Annotated in this window: 22 protein-coding genes; 11 read left to right on the top strand and 11 right to left on the bottom strand. The window is 73.5% G+C overall.

All coding sequences use genetic code 11. From position 1 onward, the window contains the following. From MRBLMG1_RS33220 to MRBLMG1_RS33205, 4 genes are all read right to left on the bottom strand, one after another. On the bottom strand, positions 1-557 hold a 557-nt coding region (locus tag MRBLMG1_RS33220), incomplete at its 3' end, for a reverse transcriptase-like protein (RefSeq protein ID WP_367827854.1). Next, positions 557-1,300 carry a zinc ribbon domain-containing protein gene (locus MRBLMG1_RS33215; protein ID WP_367827856.1) on the bottom strand — a complete coding sequence of 248 codons (744 nt, stop codon included), beginning with the start codon at positions 1,298-1,300 and terminating at the stop codon, positions 557-559. The genes MRBLMG1_RS33215 and MRBLMG1_RS33220, both read right to left, overlap by 1 nt. Next, entirely contained in the window at positions 1,297-2,115 is an 819-nt protein-coding gene (locus MRBLMG1_RS33210; protein ID WP_367827853.1) for a Nif3-like dinuclear metal center hexameric protein, read from the bottom strand. Before MRBLMG1_RS33210 ends, MRBLMG1_RS33215 begins: the two co-directional genes overlap by 4 nt. Positions 2,116-2,173: 58 nt before the next feature. Continuing rightward, positions 2,174-3,208 carry an ABC transporter substrate-binding protein gene (locus MRBLMG1_RS33205; protein ID WP_367827852.1) on the bottom strand — a complete coding sequence of 345 codons (1,035 nt, stop codon included), beginning with the start codon at positions 3,206-3,208 and terminating at the stop codon, positions 2,174-2,176. Between the two features lie 208 nt (positions 3,209-3,416). Here MRBLMG1_RS33205 and MRBLMG1_RS33200 point away from each other — a divergent pair, with 208 nt between their 5' ends. Next, the gene (locus MRBLMG1_RS33200; RefSeq protein ID WP_367827851.1) at positions 3,417-4,565 is read left to right on the top strand and encodes a hypothetical protein; all 1,149 of its coding nucleotides are present in this window, start codon (positions 3,417-3,419) and stop codon (positions 4,563-4,565) included. Positions 4,566-4,614: 49 nt separating this feature from the next. Next, complete coding sequence (locus MRBLMG1_RS33195) at positions 4,615-4,749, top strand: hypothetical protein (RefSeq protein ID WP_367827850.1); 135 nt, start codon at positions 4,615-4,617, stop codon at positions 4,747-4,749. A gap of 156 nt (positions 4,750-4,905) precedes the next feature. Here the strand turns inward: MRBLMG1_RS33195 and MRBLMG1_RS33190 are convergent, their stop codons facing one another. Genes MRBLMG1_RS33190 through MRBLMG1_RS33180 form a run of 3 tightly spaced genes read right to left on the bottom strand, consistent with a single transcriptional unit; the run spans position 4,906 to position 7,833 of the window. Continuing rightward, complete coding sequence (locus MRBLMG1_RS33190) at positions 4,906-5,847, bottom strand: 3-oxoacyl-ACP reductase (RefSeq protein WP_367827849.1); 942 nt, start codon at positions 5,845-5,847, stop codon at positions 4,906-4,908. A 14-nt stretch (positions 5,848-5,861) separates the two neighbouring features. Beyond that, positions 5,862-6,938: a Zn-dependent alcohol dehydrogenase gene (locus MRBLMG1_RS33185; RefSeq protein WP_367827848.1), complete on the bottom strand. Its 1,077-nt coding sequence runs from the start codon at positions 6,936-6,938 to the stop codon at positions 5,862-5,864. A 22-nt stretch (positions 6,939-6,960) separates the two neighbouring features. Continuing rightward, a complete protein-coding gene (locus tag MRBLMG1_RS33180; RefSeq protein ID WP_367827847.1) occupies positions 6,961-7,833 on the bottom strand; it encodes a MaoC/PaaZ C-terminal domain-containing protein in 873 nt (290 codons plus the stop codon). A 286-nt stretch (positions 7,834-8,119) separates the two neighbouring features. Here MRBLMG1_RS33180 and MRBLMG1_RS33175 point away from each other — a divergent pair, with 286 nt between their 5' ends. The 4 genes from MRBLMG1_RS33175 to MRBLMG1_RS33160 are packed head-to-tail and all read left to right on the top strand — an operon-like array spanning position 8,120 to position 11,546. Further along, positions 8,120-9,052 (top strand): ATP-binding cassette domain-containing protein, encoded by a 933-nt coding sequence (locus MRBLMG1_RS33175; protein WP_367827846.1) that lies wholly within the window; start codon positions 8,120-8,122, stop codon positions 9,050-9,052. Next, positions 9,049-9,768 (top strand): ABC transporter permease, encoded by a 720-nt coding sequence (locus MRBLMG1_RS33170; protein WP_414721694.1) that lies wholly within the window; start codon positions 9,049-9,051, stop codon positions 9,766-9,768. Before MRBLMG1_RS33175 ends, MRBLMG1_RS33170 begins: the two co-directional genes overlap by 4 nt. Positions 9,769-9,777: 9 nt before the next feature. After that, complete coding sequence (locus MRBLMG1_RS33165; RefSeq protein WP_414721693.1) at positions 9,778-10,944, top strand: sensor histidine kinase; 1,167 nt, start codon at positions 9,778-9,780, stop codon at positions 10,942-10,944. After that, positions 10,941-11,546: a response regulator gene (locus MRBLMG1_RS33160; protein ID WP_367827844.1), complete on the top strand. Its 606-nt coding sequence runs from the start codon at positions 10,941-10,943 to the stop codon at positions 11,544-11,546. Before MRBLMG1_RS33165 ends, MRBLMG1_RS33160 begins: the two co-directional genes overlap by 4 nt. 79 nt (positions 11,547-11,625) lie before the next feature. Here MRBLMG1_RS33160 and MRBLMG1_RS33155 read toward each other — a convergent pair whose 3' ends face one another. Further along, the gene (locus MRBLMG1_RS33155) at positions 11,626-12,819 is read right to left on the bottom strand and encodes a lipid-transfer protein (RefSeq protein WP_367827843.1); all 1,194 of its coding nucleotides are present in this window, start codon (positions 12,817-12,819) and stop codon (positions 11,626-11,628) included. Between the two features lie 13 nt (positions 12,820-12,832). Further along, on the bottom strand, positions 12,833-15,028 hold the full coding sequence (locus MRBLMG1_RS33150) for an acyl-CoA dehydrogenase (protein ID WP_367827842.1): 2,196 nt from the start codon (positions 15,026-15,028) through the stop codon (positions 12,833-12,835). A gap of 144 nt (positions 15,029-15,172) precedes the next feature. Here MRBLMG1_RS33150 and MRBLMG1_RS33145 point away from each other — a divergent pair, with 144 nt between their 5' ends. From MRBLMG1_RS33145 to MRBLMG1_RS33130, 4 genes are all read left to right on the top strand, one after another. Further along, positions 15,173-16,063: an NmrA/HSCARG family protein gene (locus MRBLMG1_RS33145; protein ID WP_367827841.1), complete on the top strand. Its 891-nt coding sequence runs from the start codon at positions 15,173-15,175 to the stop codon at positions 16,061-16,063. Positions 16,064-16,194: 131 nt separating this feature from the next. Beyond that, positions 16,195-16,617, top strand: a complete 423-nt coding sequence (locus MRBLMG1_RS33140; RefSeq protein ID WP_367827840.1) for a MarR family winged helix-turn-helix transcriptional regulator — start codon at positions 16,195-16,197, stop codon at positions 16,615-16,617. A 54-nt stretch (positions 16,618-16,671) separates the two neighbouring features. Then, positions 16,672-17,256 carry a hypothetical protein gene (locus MRBLMG1_RS33135; protein WP_367827839.1) on the top strand — a complete coding sequence of 195 codons (585 nt, stop codon included), beginning with the start codon at positions 16,672-16,674 and terminating at the stop codon, positions 17,254-17,256. Between the two features lie 74 nt (positions 17,257-17,330). Next, entirely contained in the window at positions 17,331-17,735 is a 405-nt protein-coding gene (locus tag MRBLMG1_RS33130; protein ID WP_367827838.1) for a DUF4259 domain-containing protein, read from the top strand. 72 nt (positions 17,736-17,807) lie between these two features. Here the strand turns inward: MRBLMG1_RS33130 and MRBLMG1_RS33125 are convergent, their stop codons facing one another. Then, positions 17,808-18,584, bottom strand: coding sequence for a hypothetical protein (locus MRBLMG1_RS33125; RefSeq protein WP_367827837.1), 777 nt, complete (start codon positions 18,582-18,584; stop codon positions 17,808-17,810). Between the two features lie 307 nt (positions 18,585-18,891). Between MRBLMG1_RS33125 and MRBLMG1_RS33120 the strand changes: the two genes are divergently transcribed. Further along, positions 18,892-19,524, top strand: coding sequence for a class I SAM-dependent methyltransferase (locus MRBLMG1_RS33120; protein ID WP_367827836.1), 633 nt, complete (start codon positions 18,892-18,894; stop codon positions 19,522-19,524). A 49-nt stretch (positions 19,525-19,573) separates the two neighbouring features. Here the strand turns inward: MRBLMG1_RS33120 and MRBLMG1_RS33115 are convergent. Next, the coding region (locus MRBLMG1_RS33115) for a hypothetical protein (protein ID WP_367827835.1) at positions 19,574-21,185 on the bottom strand (1,612 nt) is incomplete at its 5' end.

Raw genomic sequence — 21,185 nt, 5'->3', positions numbered from 1 at the left:
GCGGTGGCCAGGGCGGCGCGGGCCCTGGCCGCGCCCGCCGTGGCGTCGCCGGGCGGGCCCGCCGGGGGCGGGGTGGCGGCGTTGCGGGCGGCGGAGGTGTCGAGGGCGGCCGTCGAGCCGGAGGGTTCCCAGCGGCGGCCGAGCTTGCCCGCGTCCATGGCCTCGTTGGCGAGGCGGTCGGCGTGCTTGTTGCGCTCGCGGGGGATCCACTCGTAGCGGACGCGGCCGGCCGGGAAGACGCGGCCGGCCTCGGCCGCGAGCGGCTTCATGTCCGGGTGCTTGATCTTCCAGCGGCCGGACATCTGCTCGACGACGAGCTTGGAGTCCATGCGGACGTGGACGATGGCGTCGGGGAAGAGCTCCCTGGCCGCCTTCAGGCCCGCGACCAGGCCCTTGTACTCGGCGACGTTGTTCGTCGCCACGCCGATGTACTCGGCCGCCTCCGCGAGCGTCTCGCCCGTGGCCGGGTCCAGGACCACGGCGCCGTATCCGGCGGGCCCCGGGTTGCCCCGGGAACCTCCGTCCGCCTCGACGATCAGCTCGCGCGAAGACGTCATTACAGACCGGACTCCGAGGTGCGGACCAGGATGCGGCGGCAGTTCTCGCAGCGGACGACCGCGTCCTTGGCGGCGGCGCGGACGTCGTTCAGCTCGGTGATGTTGAGCTCGATGTGGCAGCCCTCGCACTTGCGCTGGTACAGCCGGGCCGCGCCGACGCCGCCCTGCTGCTCGCGCAGCTTCTCGTACAGCTTCAGGAGGTCGGCCGGGACGGAGCCCGCGACGACCTCGCGCTCCTTGGTGACCGTGGCGGCCTCGGCGTCGAGCTCGGTCTGGGCGGCGTCGCGGCGGGCGGTGGCGTCGTCGCTCTTGGCCTGCACGGCGGAGACCCGCTCGGTGAGCTCGGCGACGCGCTCCTGGAGGGACTCGCGGCGCTCCATGACCTCCAGGACGATCTCCTCGAGGTCGCCCTGGCGCTTGGCGAGCGAGACGATCTCGCGCTGGAGGTTCTCCAGGTCCTTCGGGGAGGAGACGGCGCCGGAGTCGAGGCGCTGCTGGTCGCGGACGGCGCGCTGGCGCACCTGGTCGACGTCCTGCTCGGCCTTGGTCTGCTCGCGGCCGCAGTCGCTCTCCTCGGTCTGCGCGGCGACGAGCAGGTCGCGCAGCTGGGTGAGGTCCTTGGTCAGCGCCTCGATCTCGGCGTGCTCGGGCAGCGAGCGGCGCTTGTGGGCGAGCTGCTGGAGGCGTACGTCCAGGGCCTGGACGTCGAGGAGGCGGATCTGGTCGGCGGGCGCGGCGTTCAGTTGGGGGCTCCAGGGGAGGTGTGGTGGGAGGACCAGGGGTCGGTGACCGTCTTCGAGACGTGGACGCGGAGGTCCCAGCCGTGGCGGTCGGAAATCTCGTCGAGCTGGGCGGCGGCCTGCTCGCACCAGGGCCATTCGGTCGCCCAGTGTGCGGCGTCGACCAGGCCCAGCGGAGACTGCTGGGTGGCTTCGGAGACGGGGTGGTGGCGCAGGTCGGCGGTGAGGAAGGCGTCCACGCCCGCGGCCCGTGCGGCGCCGAAGAGGCTGTCGCCGGAGCCGCCGCTGACGGCGACGCGGCGCACGGTCATGCCGGGGTCGCCGGCGACCCGGATGCCCTGCGCGGTGGCGGGCAGCCGCGCGGCGGCGCGGGAGGCGAACTCGGCGAGGGTCTCGGGGCGGTCGAGCTCGCAGATCCGGCCGAGGTTGTTCTCGGGGACGAGGGGCCCGGTGACGCGGAGGTCGAGCGCGCCGGCGAGGGCGTCGGAGACGCCGGGGTCGGCGGTGTCGGCGTTGGTGTGCGCGACGTGGAGGGCGATGTCGTGCTTGATCAGGGTGTGCACGACGCGGCCCTTGAAGTGGCCGGCCGCGACCGTCGTCGTCCCGCGCAGGTAGAGCGGGTGGTGGGTGACGATCAGGTCGGCGCCCAGGGCGATCGCCTCGTCGGCGATGTCCTGGACGGGGTCGACGGCGAAGAGCACACGGGTGACCTCGGCGTCGGGGTCGCCGCAGACGGTGCCGACGGCGTCCCAGGACTCGGCTCGCTCTGGTGGCCAGAGGGCGTCGAGCTCGGCGATGACTTCAGACAGACGGGGCACGAGGGAAAGGCTACCTGTCCCCCGTGCCCCGCCGTCCGGGCCTGTGGATAACCCGGGCCTACTTCACCAGGTCGGCGCGCAGGTCGTCGAGGACGCTGTTCGCCGCGGTGACGCCGAGGCCGAGGTACCAGGTCTCGTCCGGGACGTCCTTGGCCTGGCCGGCCTTGACCGCCTTGAGGTTCTTCCAGAGCGGGTTGGCCTGGGCGGTGTCCTTCTTGGTGGCCTTGGCCTCGCCGTACACGCCGGTGAAGATCCAGTCGGCGTCGGCGTCGTCGATCTTCTCGGGGCTGATCTCGGCGGCGAGCTCGTCGATCTGCTGGTTCTTCGGCCGGGGCAGGCCGGCGTCCTCGAGGATCGTGCCGATGAAGGAGGCCTTGGCGTAGAGGCGGATCTTGCCGGGGAGGTAGCGGACCATCGAGACGGTCGGCTTGTCCGGGCCGATGTCCGTTCCCAGCTGCTTCGCCTTGGTCTCGTACGCGGCGAGCTTCGCCTTCGCCTCGGCGGTCCTGTCGAGCGCGGCGGCGTTGAGCAGGTAGTTCTCCTTCCAGGTGAAGCCCGGGCGGATGGAGAACACGGTCGGCGCGATCTTGGACAGCTCGTCGTACTTGTCGGCGGCGCGGAGCTGGCTGCCGAGGATGAGGTCGGGCTGGAGGTTGGCGATGGCCTCCAGGTTGAGGTTGTTGATGGTGCCGACGGACTTGGGGGTGCCGGCGTCCTTCTTCAGGTAGCCGGGGATGCCGTCGTCGCCTTCGGAGGGGGCGTAGCCGACGGGCTTGACGCCGAGGGAGACGACGTTGTCGAGCTCGCCGACGTCGAGGACGACGACCCGCTTGGGGGCGGCCTTGAGTTCGGTCGTGCCGAGGGCGTGGGTGAGGGTGCGCGGGAACTGCCCGGCCTGCGCGTCGGTGCCCATGGCCGCGGTCTTGGCGGCGGCGTCGCCGAAGTCCTTGCCGCCGGTGGCGACGTCCTTCTTCTTGGCGGCGTCCCCCTTCGCGGCGGGGTCGGCGGGCCCGTCGCCTCCTCCGCAGGCCGCGAGCGAGAGCGCGGCGGCGAGGGCGACGGCGGCGGCGGTGCCGCGGCGGCGGAGGGACATGAGAAGGCTCCTGTACGGGTCGTCCTGGCGGAGGGTCAGCCTCCGCTTAGGTTCGCCTTACCTTACTCACCATGGGTCACTCCAGCACAACCGCCCCCGCACCCTCAGCCGAACCGCCGCACGACCACCCTTATGTGTGAAGTGACCCGGCTCGTGTTGTTCGGCTGGAAGTGCGAAAACTAGCTTCGTGGCCGGAGGTGACGAGTCGATGACAGCGTGTGCCATCGAGACCGCGGCCGAGGACGACGACCGCGACAGGGACACCGGGTGTCCGACGGGGTTCACGATCACGGCCAACGGCGCGTACGCGGCCAGGCTCGCGGGCGCCGGGAACGCCCTGTACGTGGAGCGATGGACCCTCGACGGCCCGGAGCCGTACGCCGTACCGCTCCCCCTCGACCAGCCGGAGGAGCCCGGCACGCGGCTGCTGCCCCTCGCGGACGGCCGGGTCCTCGTCGCCCGCCGGGTGGACGGACGGCGGAACACGTTCTCGCTGCTCTACCCCACCGGCCCCGCCACCGGCGAACTCCAGCTCGGCGCGGTGGAGGCGCCCGGCTCCGAGCACCTGGTGCTCCTGCCGCCCGCGCCCGACGGCATCCGCGCGTACGCCCTGTGCGTCGGCCCCGACACGACCACGCTGTGGCTGGTGGCCGGCGGGGCGTTCGGCCCCGAGCAGGTCGCCGAGGTCAAGGGCCGCTGCACGGGCGGGGTGTGGCTCGACCGCGCGGGCCGGATGCTCGCCCTCGACCGGCGGCTCGACGGCGGACCGGTGAAGGCCGTCGCCGTCGACCTGGAGCGGGGCGGAGAGGTGACGCCGCTGCTCCAGATCACCGAGGACAGCGACGACCGGCTGCTCCTCGCCGACCCGGACAGCGGGCTGCTCCTGATCCGCTCCGACGCGCCGTCCCCGGGGCACGACCGGCTCGGCTGGGGCGTCCTCGGCAGTCTGCTGCCGGTGCGTTTCCCCGAGTGCCTGCGGCTCGACGACGCGGCGCTGACGCCGTTCGCGGTCCAGCCGGGCCAGGTGCTGATGCCGGAGAGCTGCGCGGTGGCGCTGCGGATCGACGCGGCGGGCGGGAGCTGGGTGGGCACCTGGCAGCCCTCGTCCCGCCGGCTCGGCCAGCTGGCCGCCCCCGCGGGCTGGCTGGCCGGCGCGGGCCTGTGGACGGCCGGGGGCGTGCTGCGGCTGCCGTACGCGACGGCCGAGGTCCCGTGCGGCCTCGCCGCCGTCGAGCCCCCGCCGGAGCCCGCTCCCGAGGCCGCTCCCGAGCCCGCCGCCCCCGCCGAGGAGCCCCGGGTCTGCCGTCCGGTGCCGTTGCAGCAGGCGCCTCTGACGGACCGTAGACCCGCTGGCTAGACTCACTGGCCGCACAAGCAGCAGAGATACGTACGGGGTGAGTTCGACCATGTCGGAGACAAGCACGGAGGGTACGGAGCCGCACGGCTCCGGGAAGCACCGGGGCGAGGCCTCGCCGGTGGAGGACTCCACGTCCTCGCCGCACGGCCGGCACCGCCGCGAGGCCGACGCCCGCGCGCGCTGACGGCGAGGCGAAGGGCCCCGGGGTCTCCCCCGGGGCCCTTCGCCTTTCCCACCACCCGGCGCCCCCGACGCCGGGCCCGCCATCTCCGTGGCCTTCCGCCGGACCCGCGCCGACGCCGTGGCTCAGCCTGCCCGCCGGGCCCGCCACCTGCGTGGCTCAGTCCTTCTTCAGGCCCAGCACCTCTGCCGCCGCGAAGGTCTCGCCCGCCGGGCGGGACGCGTAGTGCGGGGTGAGCAGGGCGTCCAGTTCCTCGTACGTGAACGCCTCCTTGGCCGTGTCGAACTTGGCCGAGACCCGCGGCCGTTCCACGACCGCCACCATCCCGCCGTGCACGACGAGCAGCTGGCCGTTGACGCCGGCCGCCGCGGGGGAGGCCAGATACCCGACGAGCGGCGCCACGTGCTCCGGGGACAGCGGGTCGAGCTCGCCCTCGCCCGGTTCCCCGAAGCCGGCGAAGACGTCCTCCGTCATCCGGGTCCTGGCCCGCGGGCAGATGGCGTTCGCGGTGACCCCGTAGCGGGCGAGCGCGAGCGCCGTCGAGGTGGTGAGGCCGACGATGCCGCCCTTGGCCGCCGCGTAGTTGGGCTGGCCGGCCGAGCCGGCGAGGAAGGCCTCGGACGAGGTGTTGACGATCCGGCCGTAGACGCCGGTCTCACCCGCCTTGGAGCGGCCCCGCCAGTGCACCGCGGCGAAGTGGGTGGTGTTGAAGTGGCCCTTGAGGTGGACCCGTACGACGGAGTCCCACTCGTCCTCGGTCATCGAGAAGACCATCCGGTCGCGCAGGATGCCCGCGTTGTTGACCAGGACGTCCAGCTTGCCGTACTCGGACACCGCCAGGTCGACCAGGGACCGCGCCGTCTCGAAGTCGGACACGTCGCCGAGGTGGGCGACCGCCCGTCCGCCGGCCGCGCGGATCTCCGCGGCGACCTCCTCGGCGGGCGCGGCGGAGGCCTCGCCCGAGCCGTCGCGGCCGGGCTGCCCGTAGTCGTTGATGACGACGGCCGCGCCGAGCCGGGCCAGTTCCAGGGCCTCGGCGCGCCCGAGGCCGCGGCCGGCGCCGGTGACGATCGCGCTCAGCCCTTCCAGGGGGAGTGACATCTCGCGGGGTCCTCTCAGATCTCGATGCAGGTACGGAGGGCGACGCCGGTCCGCATCTGCTCCAGGGCCTCGTTGATGCCCGCGAGCGGTACGCGGTGGGTGATGAGCGACTCCAGGTCGATGCGGCCCGCCCGCCAGAGCGCGATGGCCCGTTCGTACGAGCGGAGCACGTCCCCGCCGCCGTACATGGAGGGCAGGATGCGCTTCTCGTCGAAGAACAGCTCGAACATGCTGAGCTGGAGGTGGTCGTCGAGGGCGCCCGCGCCGACGACGCAGAGGGTGCCGCCGCGCCGGGTCGTCTCGTACGCCGTCCGGGCGGTGGCGGACTTCCCGACGACCTCGAAGACGTAGTCGAAGCCCTCCCCGCCGGTGACGCGCTGCTTGGCGTCGGCCAGCGCGTCCGGGGCGACCGCCTCCGTGGCGCCGAACCTCAGCGCGGCCTCGCGCCGGGACTCCACGGGGTCGACGGCGACGATCTGGGCGGCGCCCTGGAGCTTGGCGCCCTGGATGGCGGAGATCCCGACGCCGCCGCAGCCGATGACGGCGACCGACGAACCCGCCTCCACCTTCGCGGTGTTGATGGCGGCGCCGAGGCCGGTGGTGACGCCGCAGCCGATGAGGGCGGCGATGTCGAAGGGCACGTCGTCGGGGATGGGGACGGCGCAGCCCGCGTCGACGACCACCTCCTCGGTGAAGGTGCCGGTGCCCGCGAAGCCGAAGACGTCGCCGCCGGGGCGCTTGAAGTTGGGCACGCCGGCGTTCATGAAGCCGGCCAGGCAGAGCTGGGTCTGGCCGCGCTTGCAGGCGGGACAGCTGCCGCAGGCGGGCAGCCAGCAGAGCAGGACCCGCTGGCCCTGGGCGAGTCCGGTGACGCCGTCGCCGACGTCGATGATCTCGCCCGCGCCCTCGTGGCCGGGGATGAAGGGGGCGGGCTGCGGCAGGACGCCGCTCATCGCGGAGACGTCGGAGTGGCAGAGGCCGGTGGCCCGGACGCGGATCCGCACCCTGCCGGGGCCGAAGCCCACCGCCTCGACGTCGTCGACGACCTCGAGTTTGTCCTGGCCGATCTCGTGCAGTACGGCTGCGCGCATGGTGCGGCTCCAATCAGACGGGTCAGGAGTGCTCGACGACGGTGTCGGCGAGTACGGGGGCGTCGTCGCGCTCCACGGCGGTGACCGTCACCTGGACGGAGCCCTCGCCGGCCCACATCCGGACCCGGAGCGTCTCGCCGGGGAAGACGACGCCGGTGAAGCGGGTGCGGTAGGCGCGGACCCGGGTCACGTCGCCGTCGAGCAGGGTGTCGACGACGGCCTTGAGGGTCATGCCGTACGAGCAGAGGCCGTGCAGGATCGGCCGGTCGAAGCCGGCGAGCTTGGCGAACTCCGGGTCGGCGTGGAGCGGGTTCCAGTCGCCGGACAGCCGGTAGAGCAGGGCCTGCTCCTCGCGGATCGGCCGTTCGGCGACGGCGTCGGGCTCCCGCTCCGGGACCGGGAGGCGCTCGGAGGGGCCGCGGTCGCCGCCCCAGCCGCCCTCGCCCCGGACGAAGATCTGGGCGTCACTGGTCCAGAGCGGCCCTTCGTCGTCGGCGGCCTCGGTGCGCAGTACGAGGACGGCGGCCTTGCCCTTGTCGTGGACGGCGGCGACGCGGGAGGTGGAGACGGCCCGGCCGCCGGTGGGGACGGGCCGGTGGAGGGTGATCGACTGGCCGCCGTGCAGGACGGCGGCGAGGTCGATGTCGATGCCGGGGGCGGAGAGTCCGCCGACGACCCCCATGCCGGCGCCCGCGACGGTGGCGAAGCTGGGCAGGACGTGGAGCCGTGACTCCAGGGTGTAGCGGAGTTCGTCGGGGTCCGTGGCGGGGTTCGGCTTGCCTTGGAGCGAACCGGCTCCGAGGCCGAGGTGGTAGAGCTGGACGTCCTTGTGGTCCCAGGAGATCTCGGCGCTGCGGGGTTCGGCGGCGATGGCCTTGGCGGGGTCGATGGGCATCGGGCTGCTGCTCCTCGTGGCGGTGAAAGACCTCGACGCGACCGTCCGCACCGTCGGTCGCGCCGAGGCCGTGCGGGACCTCCCCGGAACGGCTCTTCTAGAACGCGTTCTAGGTCGGTGGACCCCATGTATAGCCCAGGCGGAAGGAGTTGGGAACCCTCCGGGCGGCCGACTCCTGACGATACGTCAGACATCTGTTCCCGGCCCGGCCCGGGACATTTGTCACCGCCAGGTCCGTACGTCCGCGCCTGCCGGGACCCCGCCCCGGATTCGTAGCGTCGTCCCCATGACGACAGACACCCCGCACGAACCGGCGGTCGCCTTCCGCGGCGTGACCAAGACGTTCGGCACCGTCCGCGCCGCCGACGGCCTCGACCTCACCGTCCGGCGGGGCGAGACCGTGGCCCTGCTCGGCCGGAACGGCGCCGGCAAGTCCACCGCCATCGGCCTCCTCCTCGGCCTCGACGAGCCCGACAGCGGCCGGATCGCGCTCTTCGGCGACACCCCCGACCGCGCCGTGGCCGCCGGCCGGATCGGCGCCATGCTCCAGGAAGGCCGGCCCGTCCCCCGGGTCACCGTGCGCGAACTCGTCGGCTTCGTCGCCCGCACCTACCCGTCCCCGATGCCGGTCGCCGAGGCCCTCGCGCTCGCCGGACTGACCGACCTCGCCGACCGCCGCGTCGACCGGCTCTCCGGCGGCCAGACCCAGCGGGTCCGCTTCGCCGTCGCCCTCGCCGGGAACCCGGAACTGATCGTCCTCGACGAACCCACGGCCGCCCTCGACGTCGAGGCCCGGCAGGAGTTCTGGGACTCCATGCGCGGCTACGCGCGCCGCGGCAACACCGTCCTGTTCTCCACCCACTACCTGGAGGAGGCCGACGAGTACGCCGACCGGATCGTCGTCCTCGACTCCGGCCGCATCGTCGCCGAGGGGACGAGCGCGGAGCTCAAGCGGGCCGCCGGCGGCGGTCTCGTCTCCTTCGACCTGGCCGGCGGCCCGACCGACTGGCTCGGCCCGCTGCCCGGCGTCACGTCCTTCGAGATCCGCGGCGACCGCGCGCGGCTGCGGACCGAGGACTCCGACGCCACCGTCCGCGCCCTGGCGCAGCGCGACGCGATCCGCTCCCTGGAGGTCGCCCGGGTCTCCCTCAACGACGCCTTCCTCACCCTCACCCGAAAGCCGGACACCGCGTCCCAGATCCTGGAGACCTCTCGATGATCACCGCGTACGTACGCCTCGAAGTGCTCCGTACCCTGCGCGACCCCGGATTCGCGATCTCGACGATCGGCGTCCCGGTGATGATGTACCTCCTCTTCACCAACCTCGGCGCCGACGACAGCGCGTACAAGACGGCCGCCATGGTCGGCATGGCGGCGTACGGCGCGCTCGGCGCCGCCCTCTCCGTCGGCACCGGCGTCGCCGAGGACAAGTCCACGGGCTGGCTGCGGCAGCTGCGGATCACCCCCATGACACCCCGCCAGGTCGTCACGGGCCGTGCCCTGACCGGATCGGTGGTCGTCCTCCCCGCCATCGGCGGCGTCCTCCTCGCCGGCGGCCTCGCCAACGGCGTACGGATGGACGCCTGGCAGTGGCCGGCGGTCGCCGTCACCCTCTGGCTCGGCTCCCTCCCCTTCACCCTGCTCGGCATCGGCAACGGCTACCGGCTCACCGCCCAGACCACCGGCGTCGTCAACGTCGCCTGCAACCTCGGGCTCGCGGTCGTCGGCGGCCTCTGGTTCCCCGTCGCCCTCTTCCCCGACTGGCTCCGCACCCTCTCCGCGTACACCCCCACCCACCGCTTCGCCGAGCTGGGCGTGGCCGTGACGGACGCGACGGCACCGGGAGCGGCGGCCCTCGCGGTCGTCGCCGTGTGGGCCGCGCTCTTCGGAACGTACGCGGCCGTCTCGTACCGCCGTTCCGCGAGGACGGTGTAGGAAGTGGGCATGGGCAACGGGTGGCGGCCGCGGAGCACGGGCCTACGGGAATGGGCACGGGCGCGCGCGGACCGGGGGCCGACCGGGATGAGCCTCCTCCCCTGGCTGCTCATGGGGCTCGGCGCGCTCTCCCACCTCACCGGCGGCGAGGCGCCCAACCCGTGGATCGGCGGCCTCGGGCTGCTCGCCTTCAACACGCTCTACATCGCCGTCGTCTTCCGCGCCTTCGACGCGCGCGCCAGGGAGGCCCCGCTGACCTGGGTCCTCCTCGGCGCGCTCGGCGCGCTCACCCTCGCGCTCGGCATCGGCTACGGCCGCGAGTGGCTGCTGTTCTTCCCCCTCCTGGGCCTCGCCATCGGCGCCGTGGTGCGCCGCGGCAGGCTCCTGCGCGTGATCACCGTCCCGCTGGTGGTGGTGGCCGGCCTCGTGACGTTCTGGCGGGACGGCTGGGACTCCTTCGGCATCGTGTACGGCACGTTCATCTCGGTCATGGTCACGGCGACGATCCTCGCCCTCGACGAGACGGTCCGGCAGCTGCGGGCCACCCGCGAGGAGCTGGCAAGGACCGCCGTCGAGAAGGAGCGGCTGCGCTTCTCCCGCGACCTGCACGACCTGCTCGGCCACACCCTCTCGGTGATCGTCGTCAAGACGGAGGTCGTCCGCCGGCTCGCCCCGCACGACCTCGACGCCGCCCTCGACCAGGTCCGCGACATCGAGTCGGTGGGCCGCCAGGCCCTCACCGAGATCAGGGAGGCCGTCACCGGCTACCGCGAGGGCAGCCTCGCCACCGAACTGGACCGCGCCCGCGACGCGCTCTCCTCCGCCGGCATCGAGCCGGTGGTCCGCCGCTCGGGCCCCCTCCTCGAACCGGCCGCCGAGGCCCTCCTCAGCTGGGTCGTACGGGAGTCCACGACCAACGCGGTCCGCCACAGCGGCGCCACCCGCTGCGAGATCTCGCTCTCCGGCACCACCGAACGGGTCCGCCTCACCGTCACCGACAACGGCCGCGGCCCCGCCGGCACCGCCCCGGGCAGCGGTCTGCGCGGCCTGCGCGAGCGGCTCGCCGCCGCAGGCGGCACTCTTGACTCGGGACCGGCCCCCGGGGGCGGGTTCCAGGTCGCCGCGGAACTCCCCGTGGAGGCCCCGAGCCCGCACGAGGGGGAGGCGCCGGAATGATCAGAGTCCTACTGGCCGAGGACCAGGGCATGATGCGCGGCGCACTCGCGCTCCTGCTCGGCATGGAGCCGGACATCGAGGTCGTCGCCCAGGTCGGCCGCGGCGACGAGATCGTCGACGCGGCCCTTCTGTCCCGGCCCGACGTGGCCCTCCTCGACATCGAACTCCCGGGCCGCTCGGGGCTCGACGCGGCGGCCGACCTGCGCGACGAGGCACCCGACTGCCGGGTCCTGATCCTCACGACCTTCGGCCGCCCCGGCTACCTGCGCCGGGCGATGGAGGCGGGCGCCGTCGGCTTCCTGGTCAAGGACGGGCCCGTCGAGGAACTGGCCGAGGCGGTCCGCAAGGCCCTGCGCGGCGAGACGGTCATCGACCCGGCGCTCGCCGCCGCGGCCCTCGGCGCCGGCCCGAACCCCCTGACCGCCCGCGAACGGGACGCCCTGGCCGCCTCGGTGGACGGCGCGACGATCGCCGACATCGCGGCGGCCCTCCACCTGTCCGAGTCCACCGTCCGCAACTACCTCTCCTCGGCGATCGGCAAGACGAGCACCCGCAACCGTATGGAGGCGGTCCGCGCGGCCCGTCAGCAGGGGTGGCTGTAGGGGCGCGGCGAGTTGTCCAGGGCCTTCGGCGGAAGGTCTCGCGCCGCACGCCGCTCGGCGCTCGGCGCGCGCCGCCGTTCTACGCCTTCCGCAGCAGGGTGACCACCGCTGCCCCGCCGAGCCCGATGTTGTGCGCGAGGCCGACGCGCGCGCCCGCCACCTGGCGGGGGCCCGCTTCGCCGCGGAGCTGCCAGACGAGTTCGGCGGTCTGGGCGAGGCCCGTCGCGCCGAGGGGGTGGCCCTTGGAGATGAGGCCGCCGGAGGGGTTCACGACCCAGCGCCCGCCGTAGGTGGTGGCGCCGGACTCGACGAGCTTGCCGGAGGCGCCGTCCTCGCACATGCCGAGCGCCTCGTAGGTGAGCAGCTCGTTGACGGAGAAGCAGTCGTGGAGTTCGACGACGTCGACGTCCTCGATGCCGAGCCCGGAGCGCTCGTACGCCTGGCGGGCGGCGGCCCGGGACATGGGGCGGCCGACGGCGTCGATGCAGGAGCCCGAGGCGAAGGACTCCTCGGTGTCGGTGGTCATCGCCTGGCCGGCGATCTCCACCGCGCGCCCGCGCAGCCCGTGTTCGTCGACGAAGCGCTCGGAGACGACGAGGGCGGCCGCCGCGCCGTCGGAGGTCGGCGAGCACTGGAGCTTGGTCAGGGGCCGGTGGACGGTCTTCGCGGCGAGGATCTCGTCGACCGTGTAGACGTCCTGGAACTGGGCGTTGGGGTTGTTCGCCGAGTGCTGGTGGTTCTTGGCGCCGACGGCCGCGAGCTGCACCTCTGTCGTCCCGTACCGCTCCATGTGCTCGCGGGCCGCGTTGCCGAAGATCTGGGCGGTGGGCGGGGACATCTCGAAGCCGTGCGCGGCCGCCATGATCCCGTAGTGCCGGGCGACGGGGGAGGTCGCGAAGTCCCCGGCGCCGGACCCGCCGCCGAGGGCTCCCCTGGTCATCTTCTCGAAGCCGAGGGCGAGGACGCAGTCGGCGATGCCGCCCTCGACGAACTGGCGGGCGGTCATGAGGGCGGTGGAGCCGGTCGCGCAGTTGTTGTTGAGGTTGTAGACGGGGATGCCGCTGAGCCCGAGTTCGTAGACGGCCCGCTGTCCTGCGGTGGAGGCCTGGAAGCAGTAGCCGACGGCGGCCTGCTCCACGCGCGCGTAGGGGACGCCCGCGTCGGCGAGGGCCGCCGTGCCGGCCTCCCTGGCCATGTCCCAGTACTGCCAGTCCCGCGTCTCGGGCTTCTCGAACCTGGTCATCCCGACACCGACGACGTACGCCTTGCCCATCTTCCGGTCCCCCTCAGTCTCTCGGCAGTCCGAGCAGGCGCTCGGCGACGACATTGAGCTGTACTTGTGTGGTGCCGCCCGCGATGGTGAGGCAGCGGGACATGAGCAGTCCGTGGACGGCCCGTTCGCCGGGGCCCTCGCGCACCGCGCCCTCGGGGCCCAGGAGTTCGAGGGTGAGCTCGGCGAGCTTCTGCTGGTGGAGGGTCTGGACGAGCTTGCGGACGCTGGCGCCCGCGCCGGGTTCGAGGCCGGAGACCTGGAGCAGGGTGGTCCGCAGGCCGATGCACGCGAGCGCGTGCGCCTCGGCGAGCAGGCCCCCGACCCGTACGCGGACCGAACTGTCCTCCCGCGCGGCCCGGTCGATGAGCGCTTCGAGGCCGGTGTCGAAGGCGACCTGGTCGGCCATGTGGACGCGTTCGTTGCCGAGGGTGTTGCGGGCGACCCGCCAGCCGTCGTTCACCTCGCCGACGACGGCGTCGGCCGGGAGCACGGCGTCGTCGAACCAGACCTCGTTGAAGAGGGAGTCCCCGGTGATCTCCTTCAGCGGCCGGACGTCGATGCCGGGGGTGTTCCGCATGTCGACGAGGAAGTAGGTGAGCCCCTGGTGCTTGGGGGCGGCGGGGTCGGTACGGGCGAGCAGGATGCCGTGGTGGGCCCACTGGGCCGCGCTCGTCCACACCTTCTGCCCGTTGATCCGCCAGCGCCCGTCCTCCATGCGCTCGGCCCGGGTGCGGAGGGAGGCGAGGTCGGAACCCGCTCCCGGCTCGGAGAACAGCTGGCACCAGAGGCGCTCGCCGCGCAGGGTCGGGCCGAGGTGCTCGGCCTGCTGTGCGGGGGTGCCGTGGGCGAGGAGCGACGGGACGACCCAGGTGGCGATCCCGAGGCCGGAGACGGTGATCCCTGCCTCGTCCAGCTCCCGCTGGACGGCGAGCTGCCGGACCGGGCCCGCGCCGAGCCCGTACGGCTCCGGCAGGTGCGGCGCCGCGTAGCCGGTGGGCGCGAGGGCGCGGCGGGCCGCGGCCGGATCGAGCCCGACGGCGGGGGCGACGGCCTCGCGGGCCGCCGTGCGGTACGCGTCGGCCTCCGGCGGCAGATCCGTGCGCAGCTCCCGCCGCACGCCCGCGGCCGCGTGGCGCAGGGCGGCCAGCCGGTGGTGGTCCCCCGTGCCGAGGAGCTGGCGGGCGACGACGGCGCGCCGGAGCAGGAGGTGCGCGTCGTGTTCCCAGGTGAAGCCGGTGCCGCCGAGGATCTGGATGCAGTCCTTGGCGCAGGTGTACGCGGCGTCGAGGGCCGTGGCGGCGGCGAGCGAGGCGGTGAGCGGGCCGGCCTCGTCGTGGCCGGCGGCTGCCCTGGCGGCGTCCCAGGTGAGCGCCCGCGCCTGTTCGAGCCGGACGAGCATGTCGGCGCAGAGGTGCTTGACGCCCTGGAACCGCCCGATGGGCCGGCCGAACTGCTCCCGGGTCCTGGCGTGTTCGGCGGCGGTCTCGACAGCGCGGGCGGCGGTGCCGCAGGCGTCGGCGGCGAGGAGGACGGCGGCGAGGTCGTGGACGAGCGCGGTACCGGGCACGGCGACGCCCGAGGAGTCCTCGAAGACGAGTGCGCGGGCGGCGGGGACGTGGGTGGCGCGGGCGGTGACCTCGGCGGTCGGCCGGGTCGGGTCGGCGCTCTCGTGGGGGCGGACGGCGAGCTCGTCGGTGTCGACGGCGAGCAGGACGCTGCCGTCCGCGGTGGCCGCCCGCAGGATCACCAGGTCCGCCTGGGCGCCCCCGAGGACGGGGGGCGCGGTGCCGTCGACGAGGTATCCGCTCGCGGTCCGTACGGCGGTCAGGGTGCCGGTCCCGCCGAGCGCGACGGCCCCGATCCGCTCCCCGCGCGCGATCTCCCCGGCCGTCCGCGTCCGCCCGGCCCGGTGCAGGATCTCGGCGGCGAGCACGGAGGGCACGTACGGCCCCGGCAGCAGCGCCCGCGCCGCCTCCTCCACGACGACGACGAGGTCCCCCAGCCCGCCTCCCCCGCCTCCCGACTCCTCCGGCAGGTGCGGTCCGAGCAGCCCCTGCTCGGCGGCGGCGTCCCAGTACGCGGGTCGGCCGGTCGCGATGTCGGGGACGTCCAGGTGCTTGCGGACCTCCTCCGGCGGTACGGCGCGTGCGAGCCAGCCCCGGACGGATCGGGCGAGCTCCCGCTGTTCGTGCGTGATGGCGATGCCCATGCGGCGCAGACTAGAACACGTTCCATTCTGACGGAAGGTCAGAAACGAAGGGGAAAAAGTCTGCATGACGCAGGGGAATCCGAGGTAGAGTCTTATGCGTGACGCAGAGAATGCGTTGCGCAACCACTATCAAGGAGGAATCCCATGCTCACCGTCGCCGTCACCGGGGCCACCGGAGCCCAGGGCGGAGCCACCGCCCGCAGCCTGCTCGCCGCGGGCCACCGGGTGCGGGCCCTCACCCGCCGCCCCGACTCCCCCGCCGCCGACGCCCTGCGCGCCCTCGGCGCCGACGTGCGGTTCGCGGACTTCGACGACCGCTCCTCGCTCGACGCCGCCCTCGCGGGCGCCGACTCCCTCTTCGCCGTCACCGCCTTCGAAGGCGGCGTCGAGGGGGAGGTCCGGCAGGGCACGGCCCTGGTCGACGCGGCGGCCGCCGCCCGTCTGGGCCACGTCGTCCTCACCTCCGTCGCCCACGCCGACCGCGACACCGGCGTCCCGCACTACGAGAGCAAGCGGACGATCGAGCAGCACCTGCGCGCCTCCGGCACGCCCTGGACGGTGATCGGCCCCGCCGCCTTCATGGACAACTACACCGGCGGCTGGACCGCCGACGGTCTGCGCGGCGGCACCTTCGCCTGGCCCATGCCGGCCGACCGCCCCCTCGCGCTCATCTCCGCGCGGGACATCGGCGCCTTCGCCGCCCTAGCCCTCCAGCGCCGCGAGGACTTCGCGGGCCTGCGCGTCGACATCGCCTCGGACGAGCGCACCCCCGGCGAGATGACCGACATCCTCGCCTCCGCCCTCGGCCGCCCGGTCACCTACGAGGAGGTCCCCCTCGCCTACGTCCGCACCCGGTCCACGGACCTGGCCGCGATGTTCTCGTACTTCACCACGTCCGGCCTCGACGTCGACGTCACCGGACTCCGCCGCGACTTCCCCGAGGTCGGCTGGCACGACTTCGCCGGCTGGGCCCGGGCCCAGGACTGGACGGCCATACTCACGCCAGGCCCCACGCGCGAGACCGCTCACCACTGACCCCGCCGACACCGCGGAGACCAGCAGAGACCGCGGAGACCAGCAGGGACCGCAGCCAGCCTGCGATCCCGCGCCCCGACAGCGCAGAGCCAGCAGCGACCACCCCTGCCGTCACTCCCAGGAGATCCCGCATGGACCCCAAGGCCAAGCCCATCGGCTACCTGCTCAACCGCACCGACGAGGCCCTCACCCGCGTCATGGACGGCACGCTCGCGGAGTTCGGCCTCACCCGCGTCGCCTGGCAGGTCCTCAACCTCGTCGGAGAAGGCGACGGGACCACGGACACCGAGGTCCACTCGGTCCTCTCGGCCAACGCCGACACCCCCACCCTGACCACCGCCGTCGACACCGTCCTCGCCGACGGCTGGGCCACCCGCCCGGCCCCGGGCCGACTCGCCCTCACCCCCGACGGCAGCCACCGCCTGACCGAGGTCGCGTCGCACGTCGCCGCGTTCCGCACCCGGTCCGTCGACGGCATCACGACGGACGAGTACCGCACCGCCGTCCGCGTCCTGGAGCGCATGATCGAGAACCTGGAAGGGCCGCGCCCCTGACCCCGCTGCTGTGACAGCATCCCCGCGGAGACCGAGCCGCACACAGGGGGCGAGATGGGCGCGAGTTGGACCGCATTACTGATAGCCGTGGTGGGCGTCGCGGGAACGCTGGGGGCCGCGCTGCTGACACAGAACCGCGCGGACCGCACCAAGCGCATGGAGCTCCAGGCCGCCACCGAGCAGCGGCGCGAGGAGCGCGGTCACGCCGAGGAACTGCTCAGGGTGGAGCACGCCCGGCAGGCGCAGCGCGAGAGCCTGGAACGCCGGCGCGCCTGCTACATCGCGCTGAACACCGCCACGCGCCAGTACCTGACGTCGATGAACAGCCACCTCCACGCACTCCGCCGCCGGGGCGAGGACGCCGTCGAGTCCCTGGAGCGGCTTGAGGCGGGCCGACTGGCCTACCGGGACATCTACGCGGAGGCCCAGATGATCGTCCCGGACTCGGTGGCGCGTGCTTCCAGCTCGGTCAAGAGACGCCTGAACAGCGCGTACAGCGACATCAGGGAGTACGGGACGGACCCCGCCGCGCACGCGGAGGAAATCGCGGTCATGGAGGCGCGGCTCCACGAGGAGGTCTGGCCCTACCTCGGGGCGATGAAGAGGGCGATGCGCGCCGACCTGGGCGTCGACGACTGAGCCGGTCCCGTTGTCAGTGGTGCCTGCCAGGCTGTCGGTACGGCAGGGCACACGACAGTGAGAGCGAGCACGCCATGGGTACCTGGGACATCGGCCCCTTCGACAACGACACCGCCGCCGACTTCTCCTACCGCGTGGACGAGGCACCGGCGGAGAAGAAGGCGGACGTCCTGCGCACCGCCTTCCGCGAGGTCATCGAGACCGGCGACGCGTACCTGGACGCGGACCTGGCGGACGAGGCCATCGCCTCCGCGGCCCTGCTCGCGGCCCAGTGCCCCGGCGGCGATCCGGTCACCACCTCCTACGGCCCGAAGGACCCGCTGCCGCCCCTCCCGGCCGCACTGCGGCCGGAGGCCGTCGCAGCCCTCGACCGGATCCTCACCGAGCCCTCCGAACTCCTCGAACTCTGGGAGGAGTCGGACGGCGAGGAGTGGAAGACCGAGGTCAGGAAACTGCGGGCGGTCCTCGCCGGGTCGTGACCCGGCCGCGGGCACGGGATGCGGCGGCACGCGGGGACGTCACGACGGCGGTTCGTCGTGCACGCGGGGACGTCACGACGGCGGGGCGTCGTACAGGGCCGCCCGCAGGTGGACGATCAGGCGGTCGCCCGGCACCTCGGTCCAGTCGTCCCCCGGCACACCGACCCGCCTGACCTCGTAGCGCCCTTCCTCGGGCTCGTACACCAGGACCTGACGGCTCGTCCCATGCATCGGGTCCACCTGCAGACGCACGGCGCGGTGCGTCATCGTCGGGAACGCGTTCCGCAGCACCTCGTCCGCGTGGAGGAGGCCCAGCAGGCTCCACTGCCCCTGGTGGTACGCGTTCGACAGGAGGTCGGCCCACCGCGCGGACGTGGGTTCCCCGGCTTCGAGCGCCCGGGTGAACTCGTCGACGTCCAGGAAGTCGAACCTCGCCTTCAGCACCTCGGTCGGCACCCCCTCACGCCAAGCGGCGATGAGGTCCACCATCCTTCCGAGATCGTCCGTGGAGCCGATGTCCCAGCCGAAGTCGGGGATGTAGGCACGCAGCCGGAAGAGGCGCTGCCCGGTCACCGTGGCGACCGACAGAGTGCCCCGCGTCGACTCCATGCCGACGGCGTCGACGGCCCAGGGCGACAGGCCGATGTCGCGCCCCCGCTCCTCCGCCGTCTGCCGCAGGGCCTCCACGAGGCCGCCCGACGCGGTCACGTCCGGGTACGGATCCTCGTCGCGGGCGTCCGCGACCACTTCCACTTCCCCGCCCCATTCCTCGCTCGGTCCCCCGTCCACTTCCTCGCTCGGTCCCCCGTCCACTTCCTCGCTCACTCCCCCGCCCGCTTCCCCGCTCATTTCCTCGCCCACTTCCTCGCCCACATCCCCGCTCACTTCGTCGCCCACTTCCTCGTCTACCCCCTCGGTCGTCCCCTCGGTCGTCCCCGCGGTCGTCCCCGCGGTCGTCCCCGCGGTCGTCCCCTGGCCGGCTTCCGCGGCAGGGGCAGTATCCGTCGGTCGGCGGGGAGGTCGGTGAGCGGGCTGGGGGAAAGAGGGTGTGGCTGGGGGGAGGAGGGGGTGACTGGGGGGAGGAGGGTGTGGTTCGGGGCCGGTGGGTAGGGCACGATGGGCGCCCGTAGTCGCGTACCCGCCAGTAGGAGTCACCATGTCCGAGCCCACTCCCGAGATCCTTGCCGCCTTCGAGGCGGCGAAGGGCTTCATGCCCGTGGTGGAGGGGCTGGCGCTCTACGACGCCGCCGCGGAGGCCGCGAAGCTCGGGCTGCCGCTGCTGGAGGTCGGGACGTACTGCGGGCGGTCGACGATCCTGCTGGCCGACGTGGCGCGGCAGGCGGGGACGGTCGCGGTGACCGTGGACCACCACCGGGGCAGCGAGGAGCAGCAGCCCGGGTGGGAGTACCACGACCCGACGGTGGTGGACCCGGAGGTGGGGCTCATGGACACGCTGCCGACCTTCCGCCGGACGCTCCACAAAGCGGGCCTGGAGGAGCACGTCGTGGCGGTGGTCGGCCGTTCGCCGCTCGTCGCGAAGGCCTGGGGCGGGCAGCTCGGCCTGGTGTTCATCGACGGCGGGCACACCGACGAGCACGCCACGAACGACTACGAGGGCTGGGCCCCCAAGGTCGCCCTCGGGGGCCTGCTCGTCATCCACGACGTCTTCCCGAACCCGGAGGACGGCGGCCAGGCGCCGTACCGGATCTACCTCCGCGCCCTGGAGTCGGGCGACTTCGAGGAGATCTCGGTCACCGACTCGCTGCGGGTGCTCCGCCGCGTGGGCTGAGGCCGGTCGCCGCCGTGCCGCCGCCCGGGCCTCGTCCGGGCGCGCCGGGTCAGAATCCGGACGTCACGTAGAGGCAGTTGGTGTAGCTGTAGCCGGGTTCGATCTTCGCCTTGCTGGACTTGGTGTCGCCCGCGGTCGCGGTGCCGGTGGACACCCGCTTCTGGAGGAAGTGGTAGTCACCGGCGGGCAGCAGCAGGGTCGCCTTCGGGTACTTCGAGGACGGCCCGGTGCAGGCCTTGATCTTCTCGCCGTTGGAGAAGATCGGACCGGGGTACTTGGTGCAGGTCCCGCACGCCTTGAGGGTGACCTTGCCGGTCATCGGGCCGGTGTAGAGCAGCTCGACCTCGCCGGGGCCGTCGTTGCTCACCACCATGACCATCCGGCTGCCGCCGGGGACGTCCGCCGGGGGCAGGTTCTTGCCAGCGGCCGGTTCCTCGTCGGCGATCTCGGCCGCGATGGCGATCGAGCGGGCGTGCGCCGCCTGCGGGCTGCTCGGGTAGGCCTTGGCGTAGTCGGTCATGGTCGTGATCGCGGCGGTGTAGTCCTTGTTCTTGAACTGGGAGGTGCCGCAGGCGAAGTCGCCCGTCTGGACCGCGTCGGCGGCCTCCTTCGTGGCGCCCCGGAGGGACGGGTCCGACATGTTGTCGAGGGAGGACCGGAGCGCGCGCAGCTCGGCGGTGGTGTCGCAGGGCGCGGAGCCCCCGGTGAGGGCGGTCTTCCGGGTCTTGATCGCCGCGCGGACGGCCGGCTCGACGCGGGTCGCGTGGCTCGACTTCGGGAAGGTCTTGAGGAGTTCGTTGAGGCTCTCGCTGGCCGTCGGGTCGGCCGTCTGCACGCCGAGCGCGGCGGTCCCGCACTCGTAGAGGGACTCGGCGAGCGGATCGTCGGTCTTGGCGGGCCGGGAGCCGAGGAGGTCCTTGTCGACCGTCCCGGCCAGCCCCCGCAGGTGCTTCAGCGGCGGGACGGCCTCGCAGTAGCGCTTCTTCCCGTACGGGGCGGAGACGGTCGCGTAGTACGCGTCGAGGCGCTCGGGGACCAGCTTCCCGGCCCGTGACCCCGCGTGCTTCGTGCCGAGGTCCTGGTAGGTGGCGAGCGCCGTGCGGAAGGTCGGTTCGGCCTTGTCGAAGGCGAGCCCGTCGGCGGACTTCACGAGGGCGTCCGCCGCCGCGAGGCGTTCGAGCAGCGCCTGCTCCTTCGCCTCGTCCCGCGCCGCCCCGTACGCGAGCGAACCGCCCGCGGGCACGGCAAGGAGCACGAGGGCGAGCGGCAGCGCGAGGCGCCGGAGCGAGGCGCCGACCCGCAGCGTGGCGCGCAGTCCGCGCCGGGCCCCGTCGGCGGCGACGGCCAGCAGGAAGACGCCGTAGCCGGCGAGGACCCCGACGGGCACGCCGTCGACGTCCGCGGGGAGCGCGAACACCAGCAGCGCGGCCGTGGCGAGCCAGCAGAGCGCCGCTCCCACCCAGTTGCGCAGCAGCACGTACCCGAGGCCGAGGCAGGAGAGGTTCAGCAGCCCGATCATCGCGGCCTGCGCCCCGTTCGCCTCCCCGCGCGGCTGCGCGGGCGGCTGCGGCCCGTACCCGGGCGGCGGCCCGTATCCGGGCGGCCCGTACCCCGGCGGCGGCCCGTACCCGGGCGGCGCCCCGGGCGGCGGCGGCGCGACC

The organism is Streptomyces sp. LMG1-1-1.1 (assembly GCF_040815545.1).
Classification (GTDB): Bacteria; Actinomycetota; Actinomycetes; order Streptomycetales; family Streptomycetaceae; genus Streptomyces.
The sequence above is the reverse complement of the archived record's forward strand: the minus strand, read 5'-3'. Positions and strand labels throughout refer to the sequence as shown.